The organism is Maribacter litoralis, assembly GCF_003075045.1.
Classification (GTDB): domain Bacteria; phylum Bacteroidota; class Bacteroidia; order Flavobacteriales; family Flavobacteriaceae; genus Maribacter; species Maribacter litoralis.
Genome location: NZ_QCZD01000003.1, coordinates 757,648 through 770,281, shown reverse-complemented (window position 1 = coordinate 770,281; position 12,634 = coordinate 757,648). Strand labels below are relative to the sequence as shown.

Annotated in this window: 12 protein-coding genes; 7 read left to right on the top strand and 5 right to left on the bottom strand. The window is 31.7% G+C overall.

What is annotated here, in order from left to right; translation table 11 throughout:
• Positions 1–3: 3 nt before the first annotated feature.
• The 3 genes from mnmG to DCS95_RS14920 all read left to right on the top strand — a co-directional run bounded on the left by mnmG (position 4) and on the right by DCS95_RS14920 (position 3,511).
• The gene (mnmG, locus tag DCS95_RS14930) at positions 4–1,872 is read left to right on the top strand and encodes a tRNA uridine-5-carboxymethylaminomethyl(34) synthesis enzyme MnmG (RefSeq protein ID WP_116771573.1); all 1,869 of its coding nucleotides are present in this window, start codon (positions 4–6) and stop codon (positions 1,870–1,872) included.
• A gap of 58 nt (positions 1,873–1,930) precedes the next feature.
• Positions 1,931–2,767 (top strand): class I SAM-dependent methyltransferase, encoded by an 837-nt coding sequence (locus DCS95_RS14925; RefSeq protein WP_116771572.1) that lies wholly within the window; start codon positions 1,931–1,933, stop codon positions 2,765–2,767.
• Between the two features lie 237 nt (positions 2,768–3,004).
• A complete protein-coding gene (locus DCS95_RS14920) occupies positions 3,005–3,511 on the top strand; it encodes an OmpH/Skp family outer membrane protein (protein WP_116771571.1) in 507 nt (168 codons plus the stop codon).
• 46 nt (positions 3,512–3,557) lie between these two features.
• Here DCS95_RS14920 and DCS95_RS14915 read toward each other — a convergent pair whose 3' ends face one another.
• From DCS95_RS14915 to rnr, 3 genes are all read right to left on the bottom strand, one after another.
• Positions 3,558–4,238 carry a LysE family translocator gene (locus DCS95_RS14915; protein WP_116771570.1) on the bottom strand — a complete coding sequence of 227 codons (681 nt, stop codon included), beginning with the start codon at positions 4,236–4,238 and terminating at the stop codon, positions 3,558–3,560.
• A 6-nt stretch (positions 4,239–4,244) separates the two neighbouring features.
• Entirely contained in the window at positions 4,245–4,922 is a 678-nt protein-coding gene (locus DCS95_RS14910) for a head GIN domain-containing protein (protein ID WP_116771569.1), read from the bottom strand.
• A gap of 87 nt (positions 4,923–5,009) precedes the next feature.
• Entirely contained in the window at positions 5,010–7,202 is a 2,193-nt protein-coding gene (gene rnr / locus DCS95_RS14905; RefSeq protein WP_116771568.1) for a ribonuclease R, read from the bottom strand.
• Positions 7,203–7,849: 647 nt separating this feature from the next.
• On the opposite strand from rnr, the gene rpiB reads away from it, so the two are divergent.
• Together rpiB and DCS95_RS14895 are read left to right on the top strand one after the other, a co-directional pair.
• Positions 7,850–8,281, top strand: a complete 432-nt coding sequence (gene rpiB / locus DCS95_RS14900; protein WP_116771567.1) for a ribose 5-phosphate isomerase B — start codon at positions 7,850–7,852, stop codon at positions 8,279–8,281.
• A gap of 109 nt (positions 8,282–8,390) precedes the next feature.
• Positions 8,391–8,834 carry a GNAT family N-acetyltransferase gene (locus DCS95_RS14895; RefSeq protein ID WP_116771566.1) on the top strand — a complete coding sequence of 148 codons (444 nt, stop codon included), beginning with the start codon at positions 8,391–8,393 and terminating at the stop codon, positions 8,832–8,834.
• 44 nt (positions 8,835–8,878) lie between these two features.
• Here DCS95_RS14895 and DCS95_RS14890 read toward each other — a convergent pair whose 3' ends face one another.
• On the bottom strand, positions 8,879–9,253 hold the full coding sequence (locus DCS95_RS14890; RefSeq protein ID WP_116771565.1) for a hypothetical protein: 375 nt from the start codon (positions 9,251–9,253) through the stop codon (positions 8,879–8,881).
• Between the two features lie 154 nt (positions 9,254–9,407).
• Entirely contained in the window at positions 9,408–10,640 is a 1,233-nt protein-coding gene (gene dcm, locus DCS95_RS14885; RefSeq protein ID WP_116771564.1) for a DNA (cytosine-5-)-methyltransferase, read from the bottom strand.
• Between the two features lie 55 nt (positions 10,641–10,695).
• Here dcm and DCS95_RS14880 point away from each other — a divergent pair, with 55 nt between their 5' ends.
• Positions 10,696–11,889, top strand: a complete 1,194-nt coding sequence (locus DCS95_RS14880) for a C40 family peptidase (protein WP_116771563.1) — start codon at positions 10,696–10,698, stop codon at positions 11,887–11,889.
• A gap of 102 nt (positions 11,890–11,991) precedes the next feature.
• Positions 11,992–12,624: a hypothetical protein gene (locus DCS95_RS14875; RefSeq protein ID WP_116771562.1), complete on the top strand. Its 633-nt coding sequence runs from the start codon at positions 11,992–11,994 to the stop codon at positions 12,622–12,624.
• Positions 12,625–12,634 lie beyond the last annotated feature (10 nt).

Here is a 12,634-nt window from a genome sequence, read left to right as displayed (position 1 = left end):
GGTATGTTTGGAGAAGAATATGATGTAATTGTAGTTGGCGGAGGACACGCCGGTGCAGAAGCAGCAGCAGCAGCTGCAAACTTGGGTTCTAAAACCTTATTGGTAACAATGAATTTGCAAAATATAGGCCAGATGTCCTGTAACCCAGCAATGGGTGGAATCGCAAAAGGACAAATTGTTAGAGAAATAGATGCCCTTGGTGGGTATAGTGGAATTGTATCAGACAAATCTGCTATACAATTTAAGATGCTCAATAAATCTAAAGGACCTGCAATGTGGAGTCCTAGAACACAAAACGACCGAATGCGTTTTGCAGAAGAATGGCGTTTAATGTTAGAGCGTACACCGAATGTAGATTTCTATCAAGAAATGGTATCTGGACTATTAGTTGAGAATAATACAATTACTGGAGTTAAAACTTCCCTAGGTATTGAGATAAAATCAAAAGCAGTTGTTTTAACTAATGGAACCTTCTTAAATGGTTTAATTCATATTGGTGAAAAACAATTTGGTGGAGGTAGGGCAGGAGAAAAAGCGGCTACCGGAATTACAGAACAACTCGTTGATTTAGGTTTTGAAAGTGGTAGAATGAAAACTGGTACTCCACCACGAGTAGATGGTAGATCTTTAGATTATTCTAAAATGATTGTTCAACCAGGAGACCTCACACCAGAAAAATTTTCTTATACTAATACGAAATCCTTAGCTAATCAACGTGATTGTTATATGACACATACTAGTGCTTTGGTTCATGATTTATTACGTGAAGGTTTTGATAGGTCACCCATGTTCAATGGAAGAATTAAAAGTTTAGGACCAAGATACTGCCCATCCATAGAAGATAAAATAAATAGATTTGCAGATAAAGACAGTCATCAAATGTTCATTGAACCAGAAGGATGGGAAACTGTTGAAGTATATGTAAACGGATTTTCCACATCATTACCAGAAGATGTACAATTTAAGGCATTACGTTCAGTGGTAGGATTTGAAAAAGTAAAATTCTTTAGACCTGGCTATGCAATAGAATACGATTACTTTCCACCAACACAACTGAAGCATACATTAGAAACCAAACTTGTAGAAAATTTATATTTTGCCGGTCAAATAAATGGAACTACCGGATATGAAGAGGCAGCATCGCAAGGTTTAATGGCAGGTATAAATGCTCATTTAAAATTAAAAGAAAAGGACGCTTTAATATTAAAAAGAGACGAAGCCTATATAGGTGTTTTAATTGATGACCTAATTACAAAAGGAACAGAAGAACCGTATAGAATGTTTACTTCTAGAGCAGAATATAGAACATTACTTAGACAAGACAATGCAGATTTACGTCTTACACCATTAAGTCATTCAATAGGATTAGCAACAGATTCTCGCATGAAACGCATGGAAGAAAAACAAGAACAATCTGAATCACTAGTACAATTTTTTAAAGAAACCAGTGTCTTACCCAAAGACATTAACCCAATATTAGAGAGTGTTAATTCATCTTTAGTAAAGCAATCTGATAAAATGTATAAAGCCTTTTCAAGACCAAATGTAACAATGGATCACATGCTACAATTAGAAAATGTTAGCGCATTTGTACAAGAAAATAACTTTGACAATGAAATTCTAGAACAAGCAGAAGTACAGATAAAATATTCTGGATACATCGCTAAAGAAAAATTAAACGCAGATAAACTTCATAGATTAGAAGCAGTAAAGATTCCAGCTAATTTTGACTACTCCAAATTAAAATCTCTATCATTCGAAGCACGTGAAAAATTAACTAAAATTCAACCCGTAACCATTTCTCAAGCATCAAGAATTAGTGGAGTTACACCAAGTGATATCAGTGTACTTTTAGTTTTCCTTGGAAGGTAGGACAAATTGTTCCACGTGGAACAACGTTAAATTATTCATCAAATCAGGCAAATCAAAAATGACCAAAACTAAAACATATCTAAAAACTAAAGACTATTTAGTTACAAAAGAACATTTTCATCTTGAATATGATTCAGAAAAAGATATGCTAATAACACAACCAATACCTACAGATATTACTAAATATTATGATTCTAATAATTATATATCACATACAGATGAATCAAAATCTCTTTTGGAAAAAGTATACCAAATCGTAAAACAAATTACATTATCTCAAAAGGTAAAATTGATTAATAAATATAGCCAAGAACAAAAAACTATTTTAGATATAGGATGTGGAACCGGTGAATTTTTATCTACTGCCAAAACAGTTAATTGGAATACCATAGGAGTAGAGTTAAGTACGCAAGCAAGAGAAATAGCTATTAAGAAAAATCTTACAATATATAAATCCTTAAAATCTATTACAAATCAAAAATTTAATATCATCACCCTATGGCATGTACTAGAACATCTACCAAATCTTGATAAACAAATAAACTTAATAGAAAATTTATTGGAAGAAAATGGTACATTAATAATAGCTGTACCCAACTATAAATCATACGATGCCCAATACTATAGACAGTATTGGGCAGCTTACGACACTCCCAGACATTTATGGCATTTTTCAAAAACATCCATAACCATAATCTTTAAGGAACATAATTTAAGTGTAAAGAAAATATTACCAATGTATTTTGATTCCTACTATGTTTCACTATTATCTGAAAAATACAAAAAAGGATACTCAAATTATTTTATGGCCTTCTATCGTGGTCTCGTATCAAATATTAAGGCAAAACAGTCCGGAGAGTATTCATCACACATATATATCCTTCAAAAAGACTAAAAACTTATTTTAAGCCCATTTAAACAACTTTTCATACCATAATAATATAATCATAAGTGTTTCATTAAATACGACGCTTAAAGTACCTTAAAATTAACCTATAAAATCAATATAAATTATATGTATTAAATTTTAAATAAGAAAAATTTATATTAAGGAAATTCAATACATATATCAATTTAAAAATATTTTCCTTTTAAAAGCTTTATTACTTTTGCAACTCATAAAAATGAAAAAATGAAAAACTTTATTGTAATTTTTGCTCTTGCCTTATTAGCTTCTTGCCAACAAGAAAAAATAGGATATGTAGATAACGTAAAATTGATGGATGAATATCAACAAAAAATTGATGTTGAATCTAAATTTAAAGTTAAGGCTGATGCTTTAGCAAAGAAAAGAGATAGTATTTCTCAAGCATTTCAAATAGAAGCACAGGCTTTTCAAGCCAAGGCTCAATCTATGTCTCAGACTAAAGCACAAGAAGAATATGCTGCAATGCAACAAAAAGGTCAAATTATTGGACAACAACTTCAACAACAAGATCAACAATTACAAATAGAAGGTCAAACTGAAATGGACAGCATAGTTTCTAAAGTAAAAGAGGAAATTAAAGCTTATGGAAAATCCAACGGATATACATACATTTTAGGTGGAGGAGATGGTGGAAGCGTTCTATACGGAACAGAAGCCAATGACCTTACCGATGAAATAGTTAAATTACTTAATGAGAAATACAAAAAGTAAACTACTATAAACATTAATAAAAAAAGCCGGTTAATACCGGCTTTTTTTATTCTATTAAATTAGGTTCGAATCTTTCTAATTCCTGTTCAAAATTAAACTGATCTTTTGGTAGAAAGCCTTTAACCACCAAAACAATTCCACAGATTATAAGAATAACCCCAATCACTTTTTTTATCCAAACTATTCTGTCAGCAGTAAGTTTTCTCTTTAATTGTTTCGCTAATAATATTTTAAATACATCAGTAACAAAATAGGAGAGTAGTACCGTTGCAAAAAAAGTAAAAAATCTATTAGGTTGTTTATCTAAACTTGGACCTACTATTATAATTATTCCTAACCAGAAAACCAGTACGCCGATATTGATAAAATTTAATAAAAAACCCTTAACAAATAATCCAAAAAAATCTGACTTTCTTATTTTCTTAGACTCTATCGGTATCTCTTTTTTTTCGGTCTTAAAAAAAGTAAACAAACCATAAACCAACAATATAACCCCACCAAAAACATATAGTCCAGGCTGATTGCTTAAATTCTCAAGTAACTGAAAGCTACTAAAGTAAGCGACCAAAATAAAAATAACATCAGCTAATAAAACACCAATATCAAAAGTAATAGCAGCCCTAAAACCTTTAATCGCACTAGTTTGAAGAAGTACAAAGAATACGGGACCAACCATAAAACTTAAAAAAAAGCCTAAAGGAATTGCTGCCTGAATATCTTCTAACATTGATGTTTACATTCTAGTTATAGTACCACCAAAAACGGTTTTCTCTTCTAATTTATCCGGATTGCCAAAGACTAATACTTCACCCCCAGCTTTAACCGTGGCCTTTACATAATCTTTAGCATAAATTTCTGCCCTAGAACCTGCATTTACATTTATAGTAGAAAAATTGGTAGTAAATGATTTACCTTCATAAACTCCGCCGGTATTTATTTGAACGTCTTGTAGATTAGAAGAACCTGTTGTTTTAATAATACCTCCAGAAACTGATTTAATTAACATTTGTTCTACTTTAGCATTAACCACTAACTCACCACCTTCTTGTGCTTTTAATTCTAAAACATCTTGTACAATCATTTGTTCGGTAACTATTCGGGCATCTTCATTTACATCAATAACTAAAATGTCTTGTGCATAATAAAGATCTACAAAAGTCTTATATCCACTAAAGATTTTACCAATCTGCATTCTAATTTTAAGTACCCCATCATTATTGACCACCGCAACTTTACCGGTATTTTCACCAGTAATGACCACCTTGTTCTCTGAAGATTTTATAAGATTAATCGATAATCCATCAAAACCTTTAACCTCTTTAAAAGAATCAATATTTTGAGTAATCTTATCATCTTGGCCATTAACCAAAAGACTTCCAAAAAGAAACATTATTAAAATAACTTGTTTCATTACTTTTATGTAATTTAAAATAAACGTATTAATTAATAGAAATACATTTTTTTAATTCCGTCAATCTATACCAAATTCTATTCCAATTTATTTATTGTCATCTGGAATTAAAGCAAAATCTAAATGCCTTTTAATTAAATCGGTATTCTTAACCATTACGGTAACCTCATCACCTAAGGTATATGTTTTCTTGGTACGCTCACCAATTATAGCATACTGTCTTTCATCAAAGATAAAATAATCTCCTTTTATGTCTCTGATTCTAATCATACCTTCACATTTATTAGAGATTATCTCAACGTAAATTCCCCATTCGGTAACACCACTGATGACTCCTCTAAACTCTTCATCTTTATGATCTTGCATAAACTTAATCTGCATATACTTTATAGAATCTCTTTCAGCACTTGATGCTAAGTATTCCATATCTGAAGAATGTTTACACTTCTTTTCAAATTCTTCGGCATTTGCAGATTTTCCACCATCTAAATAATGTTGTAACAATCTATGAACCATTACATCTGGATATCTACGGATAGGAGAAGTAAAATGAGTATAATAATCGAAAGCTAAACCATAATGACCAATATTGTCTATGGTATAAATAGCTTTACTCATACTACGAATAGTAAGTGTATCTACCATATTTTGTTCTCTTTTACCTTTTACGTCTTGCAATAACTGGTTTAATGAAGAACTTATAGATTTCTTGTCCTTAAAATCTAATTTATGTCCGAATTTAGAAACTATACCATTCAAAGCCATCAACTTATCTGGATCTGGATCATCATGTATTCTATAAACAAAAGTCTTTTTTGGTTTTTGTTTTCCAATAAACTCGGCAACTTTTCTATTAGCTAAAAGCATAAACTCTTCAATAAGTTTATTAGCATCTTTAGATTCCTTAAAGTAAACACCAATAGGTTCGTTATTTTCATCAAGATTAAAACGTACTTCTACTTTATCAAAAGATAAGGCACCTTTATCCATACGTTTATCTCGCATAATCTTGGCAAGTCTATCCATTTCCAAAGTTGCTTCAACAACATCTTTAGAAACCGTATAGGCCGTTTCTCTGATCGAAATGTCCTCAGGTATATCTCCACTACCCGTTTCTATGATATGTTGCGCCTCTTCATACGCAAAACGCTCATTTGAATCTATTACCGTTCTACCAAACCATTGATCTCTAATAATAGCATTCTCATCTAATTCAAAAATGGCAGAAAAAGTATATTTTTCTTCATTAGGTCTTAAAGAACACGCATTATTTGATAAAACTTCGGGTAACATAGGCACCACACGATCAACTAAATAAACAGAAGTTGCCCGTTCATATGCCTCATCATCAAGAATTGTATCTTTTTGCAGATAATGGGAAACATCGGCAATATGAATACCTATCTCATAGTTTCCATTTTCAAGTTTTTGAAAAGACAAAGCATCATCAAAATCCTTTGCATCTTTAGGATCTATAGTAAAAGTAAGTACGTTACGTAAATCTTTACGTTTTTTAATTTCTTCTTCCTTAATGCTCGTATCTAGACCATCAGCAAACTTTTGTACATCTTCAGGAAAAGAATATGGTAATCCATACTCTGCTAAAATGGAATGAATTTCAGTATCATGTTCACCAGGAACTCCTAAAACTTGAGATATTTTACCAAACGGTGAATCTACATCATCTGGCCAATCGGTAATTTCAACCAATACTTTTTCGCCATCTTTTGCTTCTCCTAATTTATCTTTAGAAACAAAAATATCGGTATACATTCTAAAATCGGTAGGTCTAACAAAAGCAAAGGTTTTCTGCATGTCTACTATACCTACAAAAGTAGTCTTATACCTTTCTAGTACCTTTACAACTTCTCCTTCTAACTTTTTACTCTTTTTTCTTGGGTAAATAAATACCTCTACCTTATCCTTATGAAAAGCTTTATTCAACTTGTTGGATGGTATAAAGACATCATCATCCATACCTTCAACAATAATGTATGCATTTCCTTTACCTGTTAAATCAACGGTACCTTCGTAATAGGTTTTTGTATCTTCTAGTACTTTGTATTGACCCCGATCAACTTCTTGAATTCTTTTTTTCTCTTTTAATTGGGTTAACCTTTTTATAAGAGTATTTCTATCTTGAGCATCGGTAATATTTATCTTAGCGGCAATTTGCTTATAGTTGAAACTTTTATTCGGTTCCTTTTCAAGAACGGTAAAAATTCCTTTCGTTATTTCGTTCTTTCTATGATTCTTCGCCTTCTTATTTCTTTTCGACATTAAACTTTTAATTTGTTGGAAAATTACGAATTATAATCCACTACCTGTTACACAACCATTTAATGAAAAGTTAAGCAAACTAGTTGTTATTAACATATATATCATATTAGTCATTTTTTCTTTTAAATTAAATTAAATATTAATGGTTATTATAGCTTGTTAATATCTAGAATAACTTATTTAAATTTTACTTGACTTTATGAGATACTAATACTTGTTGACAATAACTATTATTAAACTGTATTTGAATATCAGTATTTTGAGAAGTTATTAAACACAGTTTATAAGTGCTATTAACATGAATTTATTAATAACTAAATGTAATTTTAATGTTAACTAGGACTGAAATTTTGATGAAAATGAGCTAAAACTTTCTAATATTTAAATTCGTGTTAAGAAGATTAAAATTGTAAGCAGATGTCAACTTTAAAAAGCAAATATTTTAGCAACTTTTTCTAAACAATTTATGCAATAGGTAAACTCGTTTATAACATACTAATTAACAACTATTATTATTTAGTTGGTAACAATTGTTGTGAACCCCTACTTTTTTGTTGTGAATGCCTGATTATTGTACCTTTAGCTTTGTTTAGTACCAACCCCACAGTATATAAACTATGAACAATTAACCATTAACTATTACGCATATGAAAATTGCTATAGGTAACGACCATGCGGGTACAGATTATAAATTAGCGATTATAGGTTTACTTAAATCTATACAGGTAGAAGTCATTAATTATGGTACCGATGGTACGGATAGTGTTGATTATCCAGATTTTGCACATCCTGTGGCATTAGATGTTGAACAAGGTAATGTAGATTTTGGTATTTTGATCTGTGGTAGCGGCAATGGAGCTTCTATGACAGCTAATAAACATCAGAATGTAAGAGCTGCATTGTGTTGGAACAAAGAAATTACCAAATTAGCCAGAGAACATAACGATGCTAACATATTAAGTTTACCTGCAAGATATATAGCACTACCACAAGCACTTGAAATGGTTTCCACATTTTTAAATACTTCTTTTGATGGCGGTAGACATGAGCGTAGAATTGAAAAAATTCCATTGCAATAAATTGTTATCACAACTATGTTAATAACCTTAAATTGTTATTATAAGTATTTATTTTTCAAATACTTAATAAGTTTTAGATATAAACATTGATAGTTAAATAAGCATATTTATGTTAGAAATTAAAGTAATGAACTTTACAGAATTCAATACTGAAGAACTGTATAATGTACTTCAACTACGAAGCGATATTTTTGTAGTAGAACAAGATTGTGTTTATTTGGATATTGATGGTAAAGATGACAAAGCTGTACATGTAGTAGGATTAAAAGATAACAAGGTAGTTGCCTATACTCGTGTTTTTAAACCTGGTGACTATTTTGATGAGGCAAGTATTGGTAGGGTAGCAGTGCATAAAGAGTATAGAAAATTTGGTTATGGTAAAGTTATCATGCAGGCTTCAATAAAGGTGGTTAAAGAACATTTTAATTGTACCGAAATAAAAATTTCCGCTCAAAAATACCTTACTAAATTCTATTCGGATTTAGGTTTTAATTCCATTGGTGAAGAATATCTTGAAGATGGTATACCTCATATTGGTATGTTAAAAACATAAAAGTCCGCCATTGGCGGACTTTTAAAAATTTTAAATTAAAGTATTTATATTTTTATAGGCGTCTTATTGCTGAGGTTAATATCCTCTAACATATTATCAGTGAATTTATAATGACCTTTGGTGGTTATAATTCTAAATCTATTGGAGTTCATTCTACTCAATGTATCTAAAAACAGCCATTTTGTTTTTAAAAGTCTGGTTTTTGGTGATTTTAGGCTGATATCAAAATAATATTTTCTTCCGTTCTTTACTGCAACAATATCTGGAGTTATGTTACCATCTTTACCCTTTCTAGAGTATGATTTTGGGGTTTCATATCCTTCAATATCCGCCTTTATATTCTCAAAACCAGTGGCTTCTAAATGTTGTATAGACTTCTCTAAAAATTCCGTGTTTTCTGACTTTTCTACTTTTACCATACCTAGTAAAATAATAAAAAAAAGGACAATTCCTAATTTTAAACGTTGATTAACAATATGTTATGTTAATCAACACGTATTTTTGGCTAGATAATTTAGAGAGTGAAAGAGAAGATTATTTAGAAAATGTACTATTCAATAATAGAAATTGATTTTATTTTACTTCCATTATTTTTTCCGATAGCACCTTTCCTATCTTTCTAACCACACCTACCACTAAGGCATTACCCATAAAAAAAGCTCTTTTGGTATTAGAGATTCCTTCAAGTAATGTATGGTTATCGGGGAACATATTTAAGCGTTCCAATTCTATAGGAGTTAATCTACGTAGACCTTTTTTTGTGTTAATAACATGTTTAAACCGAGATGGGCTCTTACCCCCTTCACCAGTAATAATTGTTCTTGATGCATTATCAAGAGCATCGGGAAAAATCATGCTACCTTCATTGTAATGATAGGAAAAACCCGATTTAGAAGTTCTTGTTTCCTTTTTTGCACCTTTTAAATAATGCCATTTATCATGGTCTTCTTCGGGTATATAAAACTCCTCTGGTATGCTTTCTTTTTGTAATACATCTGCCAACACGGTTCTTTTGCCCAAATAATTGGCAGTAGTCTTGGTAGTATATACCTTACCTTTTATGAATATCCCGGTATTTAGAAAAGGAGATAATTTTTGGTCTAAGTTGAAATTTTCCGATAGTGAAACTAAGTCATCGGTAATATCAAATGATATCATTTTTGATGAACTACTGGTAATAGGAAAAGCAGATGCAATAGTACCTTGTTCAAAAATCCATTTATCAGCAGAAGTTTTATTTAATTGTTTATAAAGTGGTGTAGATTTATGATAGCCTAAAAAGAATATTCGTCTGCGTCTTTGTGGCATTCCATAATCTGCAGCGTTAATAACTCGCCACTCTACGGCATATCCTAAATCATTTAGACTCTTTAGCATAATGGCAAAGTCTCTTCCTCTTTGGGTTGAAGGTGACTTTAATAAACGGTCCACATTTTCTAGAAATAAGTATTTTGGCGGATGTTTTTTTTCTGATAATATTCGGTGAATGCTCCACCATAAAACACCTTTTTTTCCAATAAGACCTTTAGAATTATGAAGCGTTGTAGCAACGGAATAGTCTTGGCAAGGAAATCCACCAACCAAAATATCGGCATCGGGTATTTCATTTGTTGGTACTTCAGATATATCTTGATTACGGTGATTATTTGAGCCAAATCTAGCTTCATACACTTTAGATGCATGTTGCATTTTTGTACTAGGTTCAAATTGATTGCTCCAAACTACCTTATAATTGTTAGTATCTTCTAATCCTAAGCGAAATCCACCTACACCAGCAAAAAGTTCTATGACCTTTAGTTTCTTCATTTGCGATAAAATTACATAATTTCACAAGGCTAATACTATTAGAAATTATTTAGGGATGAAGAGATTATTGTTTATAAAGGCTTTTGTATTGATTATGATTGCTTTAAATATGTCTTGTGGGGTTCGTATGGGGCAAAAGAAAATTCTTGCCGATGAGATCGAACAAATTAAGAATGTATTTGCGCCAGATAAACGTACCGCGTTATTTAATATAGATGTTTTAGATGGTCCTTCGGGTTTTACTTTGATTGGTGAATCAAATTTACCACATGCAATAGATTCTTTAGAAGCCGTTTTGAAGGAAAAGGGGATAGAGGCGACCAATGAGGTTAGAATATTGCCTTCAGATAGTTTAGAGGGTATGACAACGGCCGTTATTAACATCTCGGCAGCTAATCTTAGAAGTAACCCTAAACACTCAGCAGAATTGGCAACACAAGCGACTTTAGGTACAGTTGTCAATGTGTTGAAAAAGGAAGGAGATTGGTACTTAATACAAACGCCCGATAAATATTTGGCATGGGTAGATCCAGGTGGTATTCAATTAATGAACGAATCTCAAATTACGGAATGGAAAGCTTCAGACAAGATTATATATACCAATACTTACGGACATGCATTTAATTCTATAGATGCTGATAATAGAATATCTGATGTTGTTGCAGGAAGCATTTTAAAATTAGTGGATAGAGATGATACTCATTTTAAAATAGAATTTCCAGATGGTAGACAAGCTTATATTTTAAAGGATGAAGCGCAAGAATATGAGACATGGTTATCTAGTTTAGATTATACCGCAGAATCACTGATTGAAACATCAAAAACATTAATGGGCGTGCCTTACTTATGGGGTGGTACTTCTACAAAAGGCGTAGATTGTAGTGGGTATACGAAAACCATTTATTTTTTAAACGGTATGGTTATTCCGCGCGATGCATCACAACAGGTGCATGCAGGTAAACCCATAGATTCTATAGCTGACTTTAGTAAGTTGGAAAAGGGCGATTTATTGTTCTTTGGAAGAAAAGCAACGGAAACCACTTCAGAAAAAGTGGTTCATGTAGGTATGTGGATCGGTGATAATCAGTTTATACATTCATCTGAAATGGTACGTATTAGCAGTGTTGACAAAGAATCTCCAAATTATGATGCGTATAACGTAGGACGTTATTTAAGAACCCAAAGATTATTGAACGAAGATGATCCCCTACTTCAAAACTTGAATATTACCAAGCCAATAAAAGATTAATCAGTTGCATATAGCACGTGGTGCTTCATCGAAATTTGGTTAAAGAATATAACATAGTTCTTATGTAGCCGTTTTATAATAGTTATCTATCAATTACGTGCTATGAAAAAAACGTCCCTTCTGGTTTTAGTCTGCTGTTTTGTAGGATCGATTGCCTTTGCCCAAAGAGATGCAGCTACCTTATATTTTAAAACTGGTAAACAACTCACAGGGTTGGCAAAACTTGTTAATGGGGATCAGGTAAAATTTAAGAAATCAAAGGGAGACAAAGCAGAGAAATATCATTTTGAAAACTTGGAGCAAGTAGTTATCAATGATAGGGAAGAGCCATCTACCTATATTTATTTAGAAACCCGAGATGGCTATTTTAATGTGGTACGTGAACTTGAAATAGGCAGTGTTAACTTATATGTTCTAGAACAAACAGGGTATTCTAGTCCAATGTTCGTTGGTGGTACCAATGGACAAATGAATATGATGCCCGGTAATTATTATGATATTAAAAACTTATATGTCACTAAGGGAGTAAATGGAGAAGTATCCCATTTAGGATCCAATCAGCTCTTTAGTAAAAATTTCAAAAATGCAGCATCAGATTATTTTTCAGATTGCCCTGCGCTGGTAGCTAAAATTCAGAACAAAGAATACAAAAAAAAGCATGTAAAAGACATTGTAAATTTTTATAATCTTAAATGCCAACAAGAGAAAATAGTCATTTTGAATAAGGATAAGTAAGCCCAAATTA

Excerpts from the sequence above, each read along its gene's own strand:
- mnmG (WP_116771573.1), top strand. The coding sequence starts at position 4 with ATGTTTGGAGAAGAATATGATGTAATTGTAGTTGGCGGAGGACACGCC.
- DCS95_RS14925 (WP_116771572.1), top strand. The coding sequence starts at position 1,931 with ATGACCAAAACTAAAACATATCTAAAAACTAAAGACTATTTAGTTACA.
- DCS95_RS14920 (WP_116771571.1), top strand. The coding sequence starts at position 3,005 with ATGAAAAACTTTATTGTAATTTTTGCTCTTGCCTTATTAGCTTCTTGC.
- DCS95_RS14915 (WP_116771570.1), bottom strand. The coding sequence starts at position 4,238 with ATGTTAGAAGATATTCAGGCAGCAATTCCTTTAGGCTTTTTTTTAAGT.
- DCS95_RS14910 (WP_116771569.1), bottom strand. The coding sequence starts at position 4,922 with ATGAAACAAGTTATTTTAATAATGTTTCTTTTTGGAAGTCTTTTGGTT.
- rnr (WP_116771568.1), bottom strand. The coding sequence starts at position 7,202 with ATGTCGAAAAGAAATAAGAAGGCGAAGAATCATAGAAAGAACGAAATA.
- rpiB (WP_116771567.1), top strand. The coding sequence starts at position 7,850 with ATGAAAATTGCTATAGGTAACGACCATGCGGGTACAGATTATAAATTA.
- DCS95_RS14895 (WP_116771566.1), top strand. The coding sequence starts at position 8,391 with ATGTTAGAAATTAAAGTAATGAACTTTACAGAATTCAATACTGAAGAA.
- DCS95_RS14890 (WP_116771565.1), bottom strand. The coding sequence starts at position 9,253 with ATGGTAAAAGTAGAAAAGTCAGAAAACACGGAATTTTTAGAGAAGTCT.
- dcm (WP_116771564.1), bottom strand. The coding sequence starts at position 10,640 with ATGAAGAAACTAAAGGTCATAGAACTTTTTGCTGGTGTAGGTGGATTT.
- DCS95_RS14880 (WP_116771563.1), top strand. The coding sequence starts at position 10,696 with ATGAAGAGATTATTGTTTATAAAGGCTTTTGTATTGATTATGATTGCT.
- DCS95_RS14875 (WP_116771562.1), top strand. The coding sequence starts at position 11,992 with ATGAAAAAAACGTCCCTTCTGGTTTTAGTCTGCTGTTTTGTAGGATCG.